A 16,911-nucleotide genomic window follows, 5' to 3' on the forward strand; every position below is an offset into this window, starting at 1 on the left:
CGGTGTAGTTCATTGGTCACAGGTCACCGCCTTTGGTGCGCGTCATGCTGGATGGCTTATCGCCTTCCCAGGCACAGAAGCGCACGCATTCACCGACGTACTGCGCGGGTACCGTCCCGGTTTCACCGTCGCGCTGCTTGCCCACAATGATTTCGGCGTAGTACTTCCACTCGGGCCCAAGATCCTGTTTCACATGGAATGGGCGGTGCACAAACAAAATCACGTCAGCGTCCTGCTCGATGTCACCGCACTCCCGCAGGTCGGCCATGATGGGGTGCATGTTTACGCGCTTCTCCACCTCGCGGTTCAGCTGGGCCAGCAGGAAGATGGTCACGCCCAGCTCCTTGGCCAACGCCTTCACGCCGCGGCTCACTTCGCCCAGCTGGGTGGCGCGGTTTGCCTTCTTGTCGGTGCCTTCCATCAGGCCGATGTAGTCCACCACAATGGTGCGCAAGCCTTTGCGCCGTTTCAGGGCCCGGGCCTTGGCGCGCAGCTGGTTGATGTTCAGCGCCGTCTGGTCGCAGATGTACATATCGGTCTTGCGCAGGCGCTCCACGGCGGAAGTCATCTGGGACCAGTCGTAGTCGCTCATGCGTTCCGGCCGCTTGATCTTGTGCAGCGGAACATGCGAATTCATGGACACCCGGCGGTTGTTGACCTGCTCCTTGGGCATTTCCATGGAGAAAAACCCCACGGACACCTGGTGCTGTTCGGCCTGGTATTCCACGATGGACAGCGCCAGCGCAGTCTTGCCCATGCCCGGGCGGCCAGCGATCACAATGACTTCGCCCTCGCGCGTGCCACCATTGAGACGGTCATCCAGATCGGGGATTCCGGTCGGCAGGAAGTCTTCTTCGCCGTCGTGTCGTCTCTGGATTCCGTCCAGGAACTTCACCATGCCGCGGTCCCCGTCTTCCCAGTCCTCAACCTTGGCGGTGCTGGCCGACTGGCCAATCTCGAAGATGCGCTGCTCGGCTTCGTCCAGGATGTTGGCAACAGGCTTGCCCTGGGTGTTGAAGGCGTTGGTGGCGATCTCGTCGCTCACGGTCACCAGCTGCCGCAGAACCGAGCGCTCCCGTATGATTTCTGCATACCGGCGGATGTTGCTGGCGCTGGGCACGTACTGGGCCAGCGAGTTCAGGTAGCTCAGGCCGCCCACCTCGTCGGTTTTGCTGCGGTTCTGCAGGTGGCTATACACCGTCACCACGTCGGCCTGCTTATTGGCGTTGACCAATGCGCCGACAGCGGCGTAGATCAGCTTGTGCTCATGGCGGTAAAAATCACTATCGCTCAGGATGTCGGCCACGCGGTCCCAAGCGCTGTTGTCCAGCAGCAGGCCACCCAGCACGCTCGATTCGGCCTCGATGGAGTGCGGCGGAACGCGCAGCTGGGAAATGTCGTCCAGGCCGGGTCCGAAGTGGGTTTCTGTAGTGGCGCTCATGCGGCATCCGTTTCAGTTTTTTCGATGACGTGCTTCAAGCCGCGCTCGGTCAGCAGGAAGTCCAGATCGCATTTCCAGTTCGCGTGCTCTCCAGTCCGGGGGGTGCGACCCATCAGAAAATCGTTTTGCGCGGCGCGGTCGAAGTAGGTCCGAAACCAGGTCAGCGCCTCGGCCGTGTTGGTGGCGCGCGGGGTATGGTCCGGTTTCTTGCTGGTCAGAACCCAGTCCCAGACCTTGCGCATGGCGCGCTTGCGGCTTTCGGTTTCCAGCTTGACGGAGGGAAGGCTTGGCAGGACTTCGTGGTACAGGTTGACGATTGCAGCAGTCGGGCAGGTCGGCAGCTTGGCTGCTGACGTATCTGTATTACTTCTCTTCTCTTCTCTTCTCTTCTCTTCTGTGGTGACACCGTTACGTGACGCGTCACGTTTTTTCGTGACGACGTTCGTGACGGATTCAGCCTTCCCTGCAGCCTTGCGTTCGCGGTACTCTTTTGCCCGCTCTGCAGCCGTTTTTGCGGTGGTTGAACGCTCTTGTCCAACAGTGTTGTGCTCAGTGAAATTGGCGAATTCAAGGCCCTCGCTTTCGGGCATAACGGTAAGCCAGTCCACGGCTGCCATGGAGGCACCAAAACCGGGTATTCCAGACATCGCATCGACCTCGAAAAGCCCTGCATGACGCAAAACACCGTCACGTCCTGCGCACTCATTTACGCTTGCCCATACTGCCAAAAGACCACCGCAAACTACACGCGTCACGACAGTCACGTGACGCAACGTGACGTAGTTCGTCATTTCGTCATGCACGTCCTGGTTGCCATACCAGTCCCGAAACTCGGGATTGGACAGCAGGGTGCGTGCCATCTTTGTGACCTTTGGATTGGTCAACAGGCTAGTGCGCATCTTGATCCAGTCAGCCATTCACAAGCTCCTTACGCATGGAGCGGTCAGCGTCACCAGCCGCCACAAAGGAGCACCCACCATGCTCCGTCTCAGCAGCAATGCGAAGCTGCTTGCGGGCGTTTATGGCCTTATTCATGGCCTGCAGGTGACCTTGTGCAGCGATGCGGTCCCCGCGGGCCATAGCAAGCTCCAGGAGTCGGCCTGCTAGCTTTGCCTTGAGGTCCAGGATGTCGTCGATCAGTTGATGTTCGTCGGTCATGCGGCCTCCAGTTCTTCAGCCTGGTCATCCAGAAAGTCGAACAGCGTGGGCATGCTGACCTCGCGCTCGGCGGCCTGCAGGTAATGCACCTGGTCCTTGAAATAGGCCGCGCTGAGCTCTGAACCGCCTCCAGTGCGGCCCTTGAGGATGGCGCGCACCGGTACCGTTCCAAGGCCACAGAACGGGTCATAGACGCGCTCGCCCTTGTTGCTGTAACGCTCAATGAGGCGGTCCACGATGTCGAACTGCAGGGGGCAGACGTGCTTTTCGACGTTGCGGCTGCTCTGGTCCCCGTTCAGGGTCTGCATGCGCACCACGTCATGCCACACGTCGGGGTGATGGCTGCCTGGCGCCAGTGACATGAAGTCGCTGGGCAGTGCACCGCGGGCGGCCAGCTTGGCACCGACCTCAACGTGCTGCTCGTAGTCGTAGACCCGACGCAGGCTGTCGTCGGTGAAGTACTTGGCCAGCTTTCCGGGGCCCATGGCCGCCAGTTCGTCGGCTGTCAGCAGACGGTTTCCGCTGGAGCGCCAGAAGGCGTGTGCGTCCACCTGCCACTTGGCCAGGCTGTAGTCCTCGATGCTCTTCTTGATCGGCAGGTCGGCATAGCCGCGGCTGCGGTCGGTCTGGGGCTTGTGGAAAAGCAGGATGTACTCAGGCGATCCAACACCCATCTTGCTGCCGTCCTTGCGCATCTCGGTGTAGCCCAGGCGGTAGGTCTGGTTGTTCTCCCGCACCACGTCGGTCACTACCGTGATCATTCCGATGTAGTCAAATCCGTGCTTCATGCCGTGGAACAGCGCCTCGGCGTGGAACGGGCTTACCGTGGGCAGGCCGGTGCCGTGTTGGTTGCCGAAGTTGATCCGGTCCTTGACGTGGCAGGCGTAGATACGCCCCGGCTGCAGGATCCGGAGAAGCTCCGGTGTCAGGTAGTCCATCTGCGCCCAGAAGTGGGCGTTGTCCTGGGTGTGGCCAAAGTCGTTGTAGCTCGGCGTGTATTCGTAGTGGTTGGCGAAGGGGATGCTGGTGACGATCAGGCCCACCGAGTTTTCAGGCTGCAGGCGGGCTTCTTCCACACAATCGTTATTGGCCACCTCGAACAGGTCACCTTTGACGACGCGGCGCTGCACACCGATGGACCGGGCCAGCGTGTCCTGCATGGCCAGCTGGTTCAGGCCGAACTCGCGGATGATGGCCGTCATCTTGGCTTGCATCTCGTCGTGGCGGGCCCACTTCTCCATCATGGTCTTGACCACCTGCTGCTCAGCCTCGGTGTAAACGAAGTCGATGCGAACGGTTTGCTTCTGGCCGAAGCGCTGCACCCGGTGGATGGCCTGAATCAGGTCGTTGAATTTGAAGCCCACGCCGGCAAAGATTTCGCGGTGGCAGTGGCGCTGGAAGTTGGAGCCGCTGCCGCACAGGATGGGCTTAGTGGAAAGGATCCGGGCCGTGCCCTTCTTGAACCCGTTCACCAGGTCTTCGCGCGCCTCCAGGTCCTGGCTACCGTAGACGCTGACCACCTCGGGGATGGCCTGCTGGATGGCATGGCGCTCGTCTTCCAGGTCATGCCACACCACAAAGTGATCGGTCGGCGCCTCAGTCACCAGCTCGCGCACCTTCTCGATGCGGGAATCCATGCTGTTGCGCTTCTCTTTCGCCGCGGCGGACAGTCCCATGGCCGTCTCAGGTACCAGCAGGCCCTGCCCCATCTTGTCGGTACCGGCCAGGGCGTAGTCACTGGGAAGCTCATGCCAGTGAATGTCCAACTCAGGCAGGATGTAGCCGTCGTCGCTGTGGCCCAGGTCACTGGGGCGCTGAATGAAAACTGCCCAAGATGCTACCCAGAGCCAAAATTCTGTTTCCTTGTGCGGGTACAGGGTCAGGTTTCCGGCTTTCTCGCTGTCGCGCTGGAAGAAGCGGGTCAGGGCCTGGCCGGTGTCCATCACGCCCAGATAGCCGGCGTAGTGGATCAGCTCCTTGAACTTGTTGGGCGACGGGGTTGCCGTGGCCACAAACTTGAACTCAACCGGGGCAAAGGCGGGCAGGAACTCCTGATAGGTCTTCGAGCCGTAGCTGCGCAGCACGCTGGCTTCGTCCAGGCTGGTGGCGCGGAACAAGCTAGGCGTGACATTGCCCTCGCGCACAGCCTCGTAATTCGTCATGTACAGGGTGGCAGGATCATCAATCTCGCTGTCCCGGCGGATGAAACGCAGATCGATGGCACAGTCACCTTGGAAGCGCTCTGCAATTTCGTCGTGGAACTCGTTGCGCACGCCCAGGGGCAGCACCTGCAGGCGCAGGCCCGGCCGGTGGATACCGATCTGGCGCATGATCTCGAGCTGCGTTGCGGTCTTGTGCAGGCCAAAGCTGGCGAACACCGCGCGCTTGCCACCCTGCAGCGCCCAGCGCACGATTTCACGGGTGTGGGGTTTCAGGTCGGGATTGATCTGCTCCAGGGAAACATCGAAGCCCGTGAAGCTGGCCAGCTTGATTTTCTGGCGCAGGAAGTCGGTGTAGTCTGTCATTGCGACCTCGCACCGTTGCGCCGGCCAATGATCCTGGCGGTCTTGTCTGCATCAACCGTGGACGGGCCAATGGTGATAGCACCAGCCGTGCGGGGTGCAAGGTCTACCGATGCCCTGCCCTGCATATCCAGGGCCCTGCGCTTGGAAGCACCGGGTTTTGCGCCACGTTGGACGGGTGGTGTGCAGGTGTTGGGAATGGCGCGCGGTTCGTACAGGATCTCGAATGCCGTGCCTTTAGCGCGCTGGGCAAGGGTGGTCATGCTGCACCTCCAGCAGCCAGCACCCGGCGCAGTGCCGTGACTTCTTCCCGCAGCAGGCGGTTCTGCTTTTCGGTTTCAGTCTCCAGCTTGCGAACGCTGTGCAAGTCGTAGCCCCGGGCATGGAGCATCCACAGCAGCGGGGCATCATTCCCGCAGGCATCCATCAGCTTGGCGAACTTGGGCCAGACGATGCCCTCGGTGCCAGACATCCAGCGGCTGAACTGGGCTTTGTCCACGTTCAACTCGGACTGCAGTGCCTTATCCAGAGCGAAGCCGCCCAGCTCGGCGCAGAGTTCAATTGCAGCGCCCAAAGTAGCCTTGCGGGCTACCTCTTCTGGGCGTACTTCAATGGGGATTGCTACTTGGTTCATGGTGTCTCTCAACTTCTGGCAACGTTGTTGTGTGAGGTTGTGTGGCTCAAAAGGACAAAAAAATGGACAGTTGGGTCAAAGGAAAAAGATTTATGTCAAACCGCCTCACCCACAGCCAGCCGGTAACTCAGTTCCCACAGGGCATGCGCCGCTGTGAGGGGTGGGTATGGATTGGTGATGTGGATGTCATGGCCCTTGTCCGCAGCAGTGCGGGCACTGGAGACGATGGAAGCGCGGGGGATGATGGGGTCGGCCATGGGTCAGGCTCCTGCTACAGTTTCAGTAGCAGCCTGCGCACTGTTGGCAGGGAAAAGGAACTTGTGGAGGGCATCAACCTTGCCGAATCCTGGATCACCCTCACGGTTTTTGATACGCAGAATGGTGTCGTATGCAATGCCGCTTTCAGTGGCAACTTTTCGCAGTTCGCCAGTCCTGTTGGACAGCTCTGCAATGACCTTTTCGAGGATGTTTTCTGTGCTCATACGCCAATCTTAGGCGTATTTGCCTTAATACACAAGGCATATTTGCCATTAAACCTGAATATAAACAGGTCATGAAACAAGAAGTTCTTGCGGCCAACATCAAGTTGCTGATGAAAAAAGGCAGCGGTCTGGGCACGCAAGCCGCCTTAGCCAAGGCATCTGGGATAGATCAGCGGACTGTGGGACGGATACTCAATTCAGAGCACAGCCCATCGCTTGATAAGGTGTACGCCATCGCCAAGGCGCTACGGGTAAAGCCGTGGGAGTTGCTCAATCCAGGCATGGCAGACCAAACCAAGGAAAAAAACGAATGGCCATTTGAGGGAGTTATCCAAGATCGCTATGAAGACCTGAGCCCTATTGCTCAAGGCGCTGCTCAGAAAGCGATGATGGACGAAATCGAGAAGCAGGAGCGCATGCGTGATGACCGACTTCAAGCAAACGGATGACGCAAAGGGCGTTGCCGTTCAAACCATACCTTGTATATGTGAATGTGAATATCCCCCATTCGGGTGAATCTGCGCGTAGACCCGTGAAGACCGATCATCTAAGATCGCTGGAATGGAATTAGGGTATTTTTTCTGCTTGCTGCAAAATTGTCCTACTTAACAAAACAGGTGGAATCATGAACGTATTAAAAACCGGACTGCTTTTCTTAGTCATAGTTCTGACAGGGTGCGTTGCTGCGCCCAAGAAGCCTATAGAACGCACTGCAGAGACTAAAATCGAAGAACCTCCAGCGCATTGCACTGGTCAGCGTGAGTGCGAAATCATGTGGAGCGATGCCCAGCGGGCAGTAGATGAAGTTTCAGACATGCGAATCCGTCTGTTGACTGACACTCGGATAGAAACTTATGCACCAACGACCTTTGGCCGGGTAGGCGCAATCGTTACCAAAGTTCCTGCTTCTGACTCTGGTTATGACATCAAGATTCAGGTACTTTGCTACTCCGTTAAATGTGACGACTTGAAATCCAGCACCACACGGCTATTCAATACCAAACTTGAGTTCAATAAAAAGATGAACGCTGTCACCTCCCAGAAAGAGGCACCGCCTAAATAGGCGTGGCAGTTCCCTCTTCCCGGAGTTGATTCGTTACCAGCTCGGAAGCTATCCCCTAACGTCGAACCGCCCAAGTGGCGGTTTTTTTACGCCTGGAATGGGCGCATAGAGAAATATTTTCTCTGCTATTCGCTTCCATAAGGCATAAATGCCTTGACAACTTAGGCAAATACGCCTACATTTATCCCATCGCAGCAAACAAAGCGAAACGACCCAGCCGAAGCGATACGTCGGCTAACCGCACAGGATGCAGATGGGGGTCTAGGAACTGTGTTCCGCAGTGGTTTGGTGCGATGGAGAGAGTAGATAGGTGTGGCGGCGCGGTTCAACGTGCCGGGGATGCAGGAGTTGGAGAGCGGTCGCAACGGATCGATGCGCGAACTTAAACAACTGCCATGTGGTCGCCTTCAGTTCGCTGTAGGCCGCCAGTTTTGCTGGTTGGAAACTCCAGCCCACACCTACCTGCTCTCTCCGGAGAGTGATTGACTGGATTCGGTTGCATGACTGGAACTCCCCTGCTGTACGCGGCTGGGGCGGCAGACAGACCTGTGACGGCGCGGCGCGGTGCACATGACCAAGCGGCCTATGGAATGCAGCCCGGGAAAGAAGGGAAGGTAGCCCAGCCGGTCCAGTCAATCGCTCTCCAAGGTTGGGAGTTCAGCGCGAAGGTTTGATTCACCCCATGTGGGCGGCCCCGGGTCAGCCCTTTTGGAAGTCATGCCTTCGCACTGGGCTCCTGGGATTAACCACTGGGAGCACACAACTTGGACGCAATCACAAAGGGACTGTACGACGCCTGCAAGGCTGCGCTGCCCCACTTTCCCATCCATACATCGAAGGTTGGCCATCAGCTGCGCGCTGCCATTTCCATGGCAGATACTGGCCATGTTCCGCGCCGGCCGCTGGCAGATCAGCTGGAGCGTGAGGCCCGGCTGGTAGGCGCTGGTTTGGATGCTGAGTCCTTGGATCAGGGTGAACCAGCATGAAAGTGATTGGCCTAAACGAAAAGGGCGAATACATCGCCATCGTGACGCACGACGAGTTGGAGCGCTGCGCAAATAAATACTACGGCAAGTTGGAAAAGCTCCGCGTCGGAAGCGAGTATGACATCGGCGCTGGATACAACTTTGCCAACACCATCCAATCAGCCTGCAAAGGCATGGCCGATGCTGTGGAAAAGTTCAATCGTGCTCAGGACACCATGACCAAGTTTTCGGTGATGGTGAGTGGCCTTCCACAGGTAGCGGATGAACAAAGTGAAGGCAGAGCAGCATGAATGCCTACATGCCAGCCACCCTCGCCCGGGCCCTGCTGCCAATGGCTCCATCCGGTTCTGTGGTGCACCAGATCGTCCGAGAAGACCAAGCCAGCGCCATTGACGACGCCATGCACCAGGACAAGCAGGCAGACGGCTATGCCCAGCGCAATGCCGAACGTGCCGTGCGCCTCGAACAGGCCCTGCCTGAATCTCTGCGGGGTGTGCTGTGAGCGCCATCAACAAAGCTGAGCGCCACAAGGTCGTAAAGCCTGGAACAGGAACGCTTTCCGCATTGCGCCACGTGTGCCCGCTCTGTTCTGCGGCGCTTGGCGTGCGATGCGTCACTCCAACTGGGTTGCCGCGCATGTATGTGCACAGCAAACGTATGGATCTCGCCCGGGAAACCATCGCCAAAGCGGAAGGCGGTGCCGCATGAACATCGTTCCCGCAAAAGTTACGCAAGCACTGGACCGCATGTGCACGCCGCTGCACCCGAGCCGCCTCAATGGCGCCACTGCCGAGTGCGATGCACGCGACATGAAGGTGATCCGCGACTACATCGAAGCCGCAGTGCTATCGGTCCACGAACAACGCCACATCTTGGCCGACCTGATAGGCCTTGAAAGCCTTATCAACTATCACGACTGCCAAGAGGCAGGTGCTGATTCCGTCGAGGAAGGTGCTGGTGAGCCGCACCGCGCCCGCGCGCTGGAGCTGCTGTCGATCGGCCGCAAGGTGATCGACCAAGACCCGGAGCTCTGGGAGGAAGTTCAGAAGCAGGCCTTCAAGCTGCGCCACCGCGAGGTGCACCCATGAACCGCTACCTCGTCCGCATCGCAGGCATGCGTCTGACTGTTACCGCCACCAGTAGCTGGGATGCCATTGACCAAGTGCGCGAGGCCTACCCGCTGCACCGCGGCGGAAGTGCGAGGCCTGCATGAAGCCCGAAACAGCAATCAAGCTGGTCACCAGCTATTCCACGCTGACCCGCGGCATCGCTGATGCAAAGAAGCGAATTGGCGACAGCATGGATCAATGCCGCGGCTTCTCTGGCCAGCGCGGTCTCTTGGACGACAACGGCTCTTGGATTCGTCCGCGCATGGAGGACGAGAAGGGTCGCGAAAACGATGTGCACCTTTGGACTTGGTACACGCCTGAGGTCGTCGAGGAAACCCAATACACCGAGGGTGGCCTTGTTTATCAAGCGGTCACAGCCGAAGTGCATGGCGTCGAGTGCCCGCACTGCTACGCCGCCCACCTCGCAATTCAAGAGCGCAAAGCAATGCGCAAAAGCTTGGGCAGCGTCAAGGCATCAATGACACGACTGGGGACAGCATGATCAAGTTCATCAAGAGCTTCCGCTACTGGCGCAGCCGTGGCTTCACCTTGCGCAATGCTTGGCAACGGGCTGGGAGAGTGCTGTGAACTGTTGTGATTCCTTCGGCCAGTGCACCCAGGGCGACAACTGCCCTATCCGTGCAACTCGATGCCAACCAGATCCAGAGCCAAGCCCATCACCCATGGAGCAAATCGCTTTCTGGGCTCCGCTTGTCCTGATGGCATTCATCGCCCTGCTTTTCATTGCTGTGCTGACCTTCTACGGCCTGTTTGAGAGCGGGTGGATTGACTTTCTTTTACCAACCAAGTGAGCTGAATATGAACACAGTCGTGAAACTTGAACAACCAGCCGGAGCGCTTACCGCCCAATCCCAGGGCCGCATGGCTGTATCCGACATCATCCAGCATGTCGCCGTGGTGCAGGAGGTGATGCGCGCCGTAATGAAGCCTGAAGTGCACTACGGCAAGATTCCGGGGACCGACAAACCAACCCTGTACAAGGCCGGTGCCGAGGTTCTTTGCATGGTCTTCCGCATCGCAGATACCTACGAAGTCACCGATATGTCCACCCCGGACATCGTACGCTATCGGGTGAATTGCATTGGTGTGCACCAGGGCACCGGAACCGTGATGGGATCCGGGCTGGGCGAAGCATCCAGCGGCGAAGAAAAGTACAAATGGCGCAAGGCCATCTGCAAGGAAGAGTTCGATGAAACGCCGGCCAACATGCGCCGCGTCAAGCACGCCCGGGGCAAGGGCGGAACAACCTACAAGCAGGAACAGATCCGCACCGAGCCTGCAGACCTGGCCAACACCATCCTGAAGATGGCGAACAAGCGCGCCAAGATGGCCATGGTTCTGAATGTCACCGCTGCCAGCGACTGCTTCGCGCAGGACCTGGAAGACATGGACGACGCGCTGCGTGACCACCTGACCCGCCATGGTGATGAACCTGCACAACAGACACCAGCCGGGTCAGTACCTCTGCCCATGTACACCGATGACGCCTTTGCCAAGAACTTGCCGATCTGGCGCGGCCTGATTGAGTCCGGCAAAAAGACCGCCGACCAAATCATTCAAAACGTCAGCAAGGTATCCCAAATGACGGAAGACCAAATGGCAATGGTGCGCGCCACCATTGTTCCCGCACCTAACAAAGGAGACCAAGAATGAAAACCCATGACCTGATCCAAGGAAGCCCCGAGTGGCACGCCTACCGTCTCAACTACTTCAATGCCAGCGATGCACCGGCAATGATGGGCTGCAGCGCCTACAAAACCCGTTCGCAGTTGCTGCATGAGATGGCGACTCTCCAGACGCCAACCGTGGATGCTGCTACCCAGCGCCGGTTTGACGAAGGCCACCGCATTGAAGCCCTGGCCCGCCCGCTGGCCGAGAAGATCATCGGCGAAGACCTCTATCCGGTAGTTGGATCCGAGTGTGAGTACAGCGCCAGCTTTGATGGCCTGACTATGGCCGAAGACACTGGGTTTGAACACAAAACCTTGAATGACGAACTGCGAGCTGCCATGCGTGACGAAGGTAATGGCTATGACCTTCCTCTGCAGTACCAAGTGCAGATGGAGCAGCAACTTATGGTTTCAGGCGCCGAACGCATTCTGTTCATGGCATCCAAATGGGACGATGACACCTTGGTGGAGGAACGCCACTGCTGGTATGCATCTGATCCGAAGCTGCGCGCCAAGATCGTTGCAGGCTGGGCACAGTTCAACGAAGACCTGTCCGCCTACGTCCCGCCCGAGGTAATCGTTGCTCCCGTGGCCGCGCCCCAGTTGGGTCTGCCAGCCGTCAGCATCACCGTGAACGGCTCCATTGCCCTGGTGGACAACTTGGATGTATTTGGAGCAAAACTGAATGCTTTTGTGGCCCGTATCAACAAGCAGCCAGAGACTGACCAAGACTTTGCGAATCTTGAGGCTGATGCCAAGGAGTTGAAGCGTGCAGAGGACATGCTGGCATCTGAAGAATCCAGCGCACTGGCAAAAACGCCGAGTATCGACACCATGCGACGTACTGTGGCCCTCTACATGGAAACTGCGCGCACCAACCGCCTGCTGATCGAAAAGCTGGTCAAGGCTGAGAAGGAAAACCGCCGCACGGCCATCGTGAGCGATGCTGCCGCCGATCTGGTGACGCATGTCCGCAAGTTGAACGACCGCCTTGGCAAGCCCTATATGCCCAGCATCACGGCTGATTTTCAGGGCGTGGTCAAGGGGTTGAAGAGCTTGGACAGCATGAAGGACAAGGTGGCAACTGAACTGGCCCGCTGCAAGATAGAAGCCAATGAAGCCGCGGACCGCATTCAAGCCAATCTGGCGACCCTGCGCGAACTGGCCAGCGAACACGCCTTCCTGTTTGCCGACACCGCACAACTGGTGGGCAAGGCAAACGACGATCTGACCGCCTTGGTGGAATACCGAATTTCCTCCCACAAAGCCGCCGAAGCTGCCAAGGAAGAGGCGCAGCGCGAGCGCATCCTGGCGGAAGAGCAGGCCAAGGCCGAAGCTGCAGCGCGCGAGAAGGTAGCAGCCGAGCAAGCCGAAGCCGCCCGCGTGGAGCGTGAGCGAGAAGAAGCTGAAGCGCTGGCACTCCGCCAGAGCGAGGTCGCTGCAGCGCGCACGACGACACCAATTGTGCAGCCCGGACCGGCCGTATCCGCCATCACCCATGAATCCGTGGCGAGCCTCATGCCCTCCAGCGTGCGCAAGGCCATGGTCCCGGCCGCCCAGGAAGACGACGGCGCGCGCATGAAGCTCGGCCAGATCAATGAGCGCCTGGCGCCAATCAGCCTGACTGCAGACGGCCTGGCAGAGCTGGGCTTCGTCCACGTCGCAACCGACAAGGCCGCAAAACTGTACCGCGAATGCGACTTCCCTGCGATCTGCGAAGCGCTTATTCAGCACATCACCCAAGTGAGCGACCTGCAGGCCGCTTATCCAACCTGAACCCGAAACCACCAGGAGATCACCATGTCCAGCGAATTCAAACCTGCCCAAGCCTTTACCGACACGCCCCGTCCCGCCATTCCTCTGACGCCCGTCACCAGCAACCAGGTGAAGGCCATCGGCTACGACCCTGAAACCAAGACGCTGGCCGTCACTTTCATGCACGGTCAGGGCGCGATCTACCACTACCCCAACGTGGATCAGAAGACCTACAACGACTTCATGCAGTCGGAATCGGTTGGAAAGTTCTTCGGCCAGCACATCAAGCAGTTGCCGTTTGAGAAGTTCGCACCTGACGCAACGACCATCGTGCAGCCTGCCGACCAGGTTGACAAGTCTTCCACCCAGGTTGACGAATCTGCCGTTTCGGTTGACGAACCCCAGACCCTGGCGGCCTAACCCTTTACGGGGCGGCAGCTCCCTACCTTCCGGTGTGTTTCTCCCCGCACTGGTTTGCACAGTAAGCCGCTCCACCAATTCACCTCAGCCCGAAAGCACCACCATGCCCGCATTTGAATTCACAGCCTTTGTCAAAGCCAAGCTGGCCAGCGTCAACGTCCGCAGCGAAAAGCACGGAGCCGAGCTGGTCCCCGCCGTTGACTTGAAGATCAACATCGACGCCTCCAACGACATCCTGGACAAGTTCCATTCCGACCTCAAAAGCAGCCTGTATTTCAAGGCTGAAACCAGTGGCGACGAACAGGGTGAACTCGATGGCATTGATCCTGTCACCAACCTGCCCAACCTGAAATTCCCCAAACTGGGCGGCCCCCTGAAATGGGAGCACCAGGGCGCCGGCTACCGGCTGGAAATTGACTACGGCCTGGGCGGTGATTCCAACCTGATTCTGGAGTCTTGCGACATCAACAACTTCGCGGTGGAGCCCAAAGAAGGCGGCACCGTGGAGCTGGCTTTTCGAGTCCAGAACTCCAAGGTGGACGAGCGCATTCTGGGCAAGCTGGCCGGCCTGGTGCAGCACAACATCCAGGTGACCTTGATTGCCCCCGTTCTGGCAGACGTGCAAGGCTCCATCAAGACCATGGAAAACCCGTTTGCTGACCCCAACCCCAAGCCTGTGGACGGTAGTGATGCCGGTGGTGATGGTTCTGGTGGCTGGCCATTCCCCAAGACGCCGGAAGAGGCGCTGGGCGCAGGTACGCAATCATGATGGAAGCTGTCGATCTGCGCCACGCGCACATGCGTTTCTTGAGCGTGTGCAGTGGCATAGAAGCCGCCAGCGTTGCCTGGGGGCCGTTGGGATGGAAAGCCGTGGCGTTCTCTGAAATCGAACCCTTCCCCTGTGCTGTTCTCAAGCACCACTATCCCGACGTTCCGAACCACGGCGACATGACCAAATACGAAAGCTGGACCCACCATGCAATTGACCTTCTTTGCGGAGGAACACCCTGCCAGTCATTCAGTGTCGCAGGACTGCGAAAAGGACTGGATGACCCTCGTGGCAACCTCATGCTTACCTTCGGTGCCATTGCTGCAAAGTATCGGACCCGGTGGTTGGTTTGGGAGAACGTACCCGGTGTACTGTCATCAAACGGAGGACGGGATTTTGGAGCCTTCCTCGGGATGCTGGGCCAGCTCGGGTATGGGTTCGCCTACCGGGTTCTTGACGCTCAGTACTTCGGAGTGGCCCAACGACGCCGCCGTGTGTTCGTTGTCGGATGTTTTAGAGACTGGCGTGCTGCCGCAGCGGTTCTTTTTGAGCGCCACAGCCTGCAGGGGCATCCTGCGCCGAGCAGAGAAAAGGGGAAAGCAACTGCCTACCGCCCTGTATCAAGCCTTGACGCAAGTTTCGGACGGCTCCAGGGATGCAGCGGACAGGACGCCAACCACGGGCACAGCCACCTGATCGCATTTGGTGGCAATAACCAGGCTGGGCCGATTGACGTAGCCACAGCCCGCAACGCATGCGCCAGCGCCAGCGGGAGGATGGACTTTGAGTCAGAAACGTTCCTGGTGCAGCCGGCGCACACCCTGCGCGGCGAAGGCTTCGACGCCAGCGAGGACGGAACTGGGCGCGGAACCCCGCTGGTTCCAGTTGCCTACGCGCCAGAGGTGTCCGGGACCATCGTTGCGCGCTCCAGTCGAGGTGGCGGGCAGACAAACAGCCCGGGTCATCAAGCTGACCAGCAACTGGTGGCATTCGACACCACACAGATCACCAGCAAGGCCAACTATAGCAACCCGCAGCCTGGAGATCCGTGCCACCCGTTGGCTTCTGGGGCGCATGCTCCGGCGGTGGCCATTCGCAACATCAGTCAGACCATCACCAGCAATTACGGCAAGCAGGTGGACAGCAGCGACACTGCGCTTGGGCCGAATGTCGTATTCCCGGCCATGCAAGTGCGCCGCCTCACACCCGTCGAGTGCGAGCGCCTGCAAGGATTCCACGATGGCTACACCGCTATTCCATGGCGCGGAAAGTCTGCAGATCAGTGCCCCGATGGGCCGCGATACAAGGCTTTGGGCAACTCCTGGGCTGTTCCGAATGTCCGCTGGATCGGAGAGCGCATTGAGGCGGTTGACTCCATCATCAGAGTGCACAGGGAGGCGGCATGAACCAGTCAAAAGTCTCCAGCTTCATCGAAGCCATGTCCAACACGGCCATTGGCTACGTGATCAACCTGGCCGTGCAACTGATGGTCTATCCATTTTATGGGGCGACTTTCACCTTCGGCCAGAACTTGCAGATTGGCCTGATCTTCATGGTGGTGTCGATCACCCGGGGCTATGTTCTGCGCCGCTGGTTCAACGGCAGGTTGCATCGTGCCTCCAAGCGCATTGCTCAGGAACTTTCATGAATCCGATCAAAGACTATTTTGTTGTGCGGCCGGTGGCGGTGGCTATCAGTGTGCGGGGTGCTGTATGACCCCCACCCGTTACCCCTTGCAGTGGCCAGTCGGATGGAAGCGTACGCCGGACGGTGGCCGAGACTACGGCAGGTTTGCCAAACGAGGATCCAGCCGCGGAGCATCTTCTTACCGCCCACTGGAGAACGTCACCGTCAACCAGGCCATTCAGCGGCTGCTCTCCGAGCTGGATCGCTTCGGAATACCAGAGGGTGAAATCGTCATCAGCACGAACATCCGCACTCGCCTGGATGGACTCCCCTACAGCGGCGAGAAGGAGCCCGCAGATCCGGGAGCTGCTGTGTACTGGCGCGATGGCGGCCAGCATCGCTGCATGGCCATTGACAGATACACCAAGGTGGCCCAGAACATTGCAGCACTGGCAGCCACCATTGATGCCATGCGCGCCATCGAGCGGCACGGCGGCGCAGCGATTCTGGACCGGGCGTTTACCGGCTTTACCGCCCTTCCTGCACCTATTGTGGCTGGTATGAAGCGGCCCTGGCGCGAAGTGCTGGAGTTTGGCAACGGCCCAGCCAATGAGGCAGAAATCAAACGCAATTACCGCATCCTGGCCAGCGAATTTCACCCAGACCGTGGCGGTGATCCGGCAAAGATGTCCGAACTCAATACAGCGCGCGATGAGGCGCTGGAGGAATGTAAGTCATGAGCCGCATGCACTTCACCCAAAACCGCTCCAACAAGAGCCCCGAGCTGATTGCCCGTAACCCGGTGTTTAAAGCATTCGGGCAGGCGCCCATGGCCAAGGAAAAACAAGTCGATCTGGCACTGGCAGCGCGCATTGCGTTCGACTCCGTACAGCGCGGAACATTCACCGTAGACGACCGCGACACGCTGGCCTGCGTAGTCAACGTGGGCATGGTGCTGGCCGACAAGCACTGCAGCGCCAGCGACCTGCAAACTGCCCTGGACGCGCAGGACGCCATGCTGCGCGCAGACCAGCGCGTGCTGAAGGGTAAGGCCTGGAACTTTGACGGCCCAGGCCGCCAGCAGATGCTGGACGCGCTGGACCTGCACGAACAGCAGATTGAGGCGCTGGGCTATGCAGCCGTTACCGATGCGATCCTGACCATTCAGGCCAAGCGCGCCCGGGGGGAGGTACACCTGGTGAAGCTGATCGGGGGTTCGATGTGAGAGCCGTTGGATGCTGTTTTATCCCGGTGC

Annotated in this window: 26 protein-coding genes; 18 read left to right on the top strand and 8 right to left on the bottom strand. The window is 58.8% G+C overall.

Annotated features, from left to right (window positions below):
* Window positions 1-16: 16 nt before the first annotated feature.
* The 8 genes from dnaB to AC1Q5W_RS05495 form a co-directional block, all read right to left on the bottom strand.
* A complete protein-coding gene (gene dnaB, locus AC1Q5W_RS05460; RefSeq protein ID WP_492643129.1) occupies window positions 17-1,441 on the bottom strand; it encodes a replicative DNA helicase in 1,425 nt (474 codons plus the stop codon).
* Complete coding sequence (locus AC1Q5W_RS05465; RefSeq protein WP_492643130.1) at window positions 1,438-2,358, bottom strand: hypothetical protein; 921 nt, start codon at window positions 2,356-2,358, stop codon at window positions 1,438-1,440. The genes dnaB and AC1Q5W_RS05465 overlap by 4 nt, the downstream gene beginning before the upstream one ends.
* Window positions 2,351-2,599, bottom strand: coding sequence for a hypothetical protein (locus AC1Q5W_RS05470; protein ID WP_492643131.1), 249 nt, complete (start codon window positions 2,597-2,599; stop codon window positions 2,351-2,353). Before AC1Q5W_RS05470 ends, AC1Q5W_RS05465 begins: the two co-directional genes overlap by 8 nt.
* The gene (locus tag AC1Q5W_RS05475; RefSeq protein ID WP_492643132.1) at window positions 2,596-5,124 is read right to left on the bottom strand and encodes a DNA methyltransferase; all 2,529 of its coding nucleotides are present in this window, start codon (window positions 5,122-5,124) and stop codon (window positions 2,596-2,598) included. Before AC1Q5W_RS05475 ends, AC1Q5W_RS05470 begins: the two co-directional genes overlap by 4 nt.
* Window positions 5,121-5,384: a hypothetical protein gene (locus AC1Q5W_RS05480; protein ID WP_492643133.1), complete on the bottom strand. Its 264-nt coding sequence runs from the start codon at window positions 5,382-5,384 to the stop codon at window positions 5,121-5,123. Before AC1Q5W_RS05480 ends, AC1Q5W_RS05475 begins: the two co-directional genes overlap by 4 nt.
* Window positions 5,381-5,755: a hypothetical protein gene (locus tag AC1Q5W_RS05485; RefSeq protein WP_492643134.1), complete on the bottom strand. Its 375-nt coding sequence runs from the start codon at window positions 5,753-5,755 to the stop codon at window positions 5,381-5,383. The genes AC1Q5W_RS05480 and AC1Q5W_RS05485 overlap by 4 nt, the downstream gene beginning before the upstream one ends.
* Window positions 5,756-5,850: 95 nt before the next feature.
* Window positions 5,851-6,012 carry a hypothetical protein gene (locus AC1Q5W_RS05490; protein ID WP_492643135.1) on the bottom strand — a complete coding sequence of 54 codons (162 nt, stop codon included), beginning with the start codon at window positions 6,010-6,012 and terminating at the stop codon, window positions 5,851-5,853.
* 3 nt (window positions 6,013-6,015) lie between these two features.
* Window positions 6,016-6,237: a hypothetical protein gene (locus tag AC1Q5W_RS05495; RefSeq protein ID WP_492643136.1), complete on the bottom strand. Its 222-nt coding sequence runs from the start codon at window positions 6,235-6,237 to the stop codon at window positions 6,016-6,018.
* Between the two features lie 71 nt (window positions 6,238-6,308).
* Here AC1Q5W_RS05495 and AC1Q5W_RS05500 point away from each other — a divergent pair, with 71 nt between their 5' ends.
* The 18 genes from AC1Q5W_RS05500 (at window position 6,309) to AC1Q5W_RS05585 (ending at window position 16,881) form a co-directional block, all read left to right on the top strand.
* Window positions 6,309-6,686, top strand: a complete 378-nt coding sequence (locus AC1Q5W_RS05500) for a helix-turn-helix domain-containing protein (RefSeq protein WP_492643137.1) — start codon at window positions 6,309-6,311, stop codon at window positions 6,684-6,686.
* Window positions 6,687-6,862: 176 nt separating this feature from the next.
* Window positions 6,863-7,300 (top strand): hypothetical protein, encoded by a 438-nt coding sequence (locus AC1Q5W_RS05505; RefSeq protein ID WP_492643138.1) that lies wholly within the window; start codon window positions 6,863-6,865, stop codon window positions 7,298-7,300.
* A 764-nt stretch (window positions 7,301-8,064) separates the two neighbouring features.
* A complete protein-coding gene (locus AC1Q5W_RS05510) occupies window positions 8,065-8,286 on the top strand; it encodes a hypothetical protein (RefSeq protein ID WP_492643139.1) in 222 nt (73 codons plus the stop codon).
* Complete coding sequence (locus tag AC1Q5W_RS05515; protein ID WP_492643140.1) at window positions 8,283-8,576, top strand: hypothetical protein; 294 nt, start codon at window positions 8,283-8,285, stop codon at window positions 8,574-8,576. Before AC1Q5W_RS05510 ends, AC1Q5W_RS05515 begins: the two co-directional genes overlap by 4 nt.
* A gap of 8 nt (window positions 8,577-8,584) precedes the next feature.
* The gene (locus tag AC1Q5W_RS05520) at window positions 8,585-8,788 is read left to right on the top strand and encodes a hypothetical protein (RefSeq protein WP_492643141.1); all 204 of its coding nucleotides are present in this window, start codon (window positions 8,585-8,587) and stop codon (window positions 8,786-8,788) included.
* Window positions 8,785-8,994, top strand: a complete 210-nt coding sequence (locus AC1Q5W_RS05525) for a zinc finger domain-containing protein (RefSeq protein ID WP_492643142.1) — start codon at window positions 8,785-8,787, stop codon at window positions 8,992-8,994. The genes AC1Q5W_RS05520 and AC1Q5W_RS05525 overlap by 4 nt, the downstream gene beginning before the upstream one ends.
* The gene (locus tag AC1Q5W_RS05530; protein ID WP_492643143.1) at window positions 8,991-9,374 is read left to right on the top strand and encodes a hypothetical protein; all 384 of its coding nucleotides are present in this window, start codon (window positions 8,991-8,993) and stop codon (window positions 9,372-9,374) included. The genes AC1Q5W_RS05525 and AC1Q5W_RS05530 overlap by 4 nt, the downstream gene beginning before the upstream one ends.
* Window positions 9,371-9,499, top strand: a complete 129-nt coding sequence (locus AC1Q5W_RS05535) for a hypothetical protein (RefSeq protein WP_492643144.1) — start codon at window positions 9,371-9,373, stop codon at window positions 9,497-9,499. Before AC1Q5W_RS05530 ends, AC1Q5W_RS05535 begins: the two co-directional genes overlap by 4 nt.
* Window positions 9,496-9,897, top strand: coding sequence for a hypothetical protein (locus AC1Q5W_RS05540; RefSeq protein WP_492643145.1), 402 nt, complete (start codon window positions 9,496-9,498; stop codon window positions 9,895-9,897). The genes AC1Q5W_RS05535 and AC1Q5W_RS05540 overlap by 4 nt, the downstream gene beginning before the upstream one ends.
* Before the next feature lie 181 nt (window positions 9,898-10,078).
* On the top strand, window positions 10,079-10,207 hold the full coding sequence (locus AC1Q5W_RS05545; protein WP_492643146.1) for a hypothetical protein: 129 nt from the start codon (window positions 10,079-10,081) through the stop codon (window positions 10,205-10,207).
* Window positions 10,182-11,069, top strand: coding sequence for a hypothetical protein (locus AC1Q5W_RS05550; protein ID WP_492643147.1), 888 nt, complete (start codon window positions 10,182-10,184; stop codon window positions 11,067-11,069). The genes AC1Q5W_RS05545 and AC1Q5W_RS05550 overlap by 26 nt, the downstream gene beginning before the upstream one ends.
* The gene (locus AC1Q5W_RS05555) at window positions 11,066-12,862 is read left to right on the top strand and encodes a YqaJ viral recombinase family protein (protein WP_492643148.1); all 1,797 of its coding nucleotides are present in this window, start codon (window positions 11,066-11,068) and stop codon (window positions 12,860-12,862) included. Before AC1Q5W_RS05550 ends, AC1Q5W_RS05555 begins: the two co-directional genes overlap by 4 nt.
* Window positions 12,863-12,886: 24 nt before the next feature.
* Window positions 12,887-13,261, top strand: coding sequence for a KTSC domain-containing protein (locus AC1Q5W_RS05560; protein WP_492643149.1), 375 nt, complete (start codon window positions 12,887-12,889; stop codon window positions 13,259-13,261).
* A gap of 103 nt (window positions 13,262-13,364) precedes the next feature.
* Window positions 13,365-14,030 (top strand): hypothetical protein, encoded by a 666-nt coding sequence (locus AC1Q5W_RS05565; RefSeq protein ID WP_492643150.1) that lies wholly within the window; start codon window positions 13,365-13,367, stop codon window positions 14,028-14,030.
* Complete coding sequence (locus AC1Q5W_RS05570) at window positions 14,027-15,436, top strand: DNA cytosine methyltransferase (protein WP_492643151.1); 1,410 nt, start codon at window positions 14,027-14,029, stop codon at window positions 15,434-15,436. Before AC1Q5W_RS05565 ends, AC1Q5W_RS05570 begins: the two co-directional genes overlap by 4 nt.
* Complete coding sequence (locus tag AC1Q5W_RS05575; protein ID WP_492643152.1) at window positions 15,433-15,678, top strand: DUF7220 family protein; 246 nt, start codon at window positions 15,433-15,435, stop codon at window positions 15,676-15,678. The genes AC1Q5W_RS05570 and AC1Q5W_RS05575 overlap by 4 nt, the downstream gene beginning before the upstream one ends.
* A 64-nt stretch (window positions 15,679-15,742) precedes the next feature.
* Window positions 15,743-16,396 (top strand): hypothetical protein, encoded by a 654-nt coding sequence (locus AC1Q5W_RS05580; protein WP_492643153.1) that lies wholly within the window; start codon window positions 15,743-15,745, stop codon window positions 16,394-16,396.
* A complete protein-coding gene (locus tag AC1Q5W_RS05585; protein ID WP_492643154.1) occupies window positions 16,393-16,881 on the top strand; it encodes a hypothetical protein in 489 nt (162 codons plus the stop codon). The genes AC1Q5W_RS05580 and AC1Q5W_RS05585 overlap by 4 nt, the downstream gene beginning before the upstream one ends.
* The last annotated feature ends 30 nt before the right edge of the window (window positions 16,882-16,911 follow it).

It is taken from the genome of Rhodoferax sp. MLSD5-FHT05B10 (genome assembly GCF_058793415.1).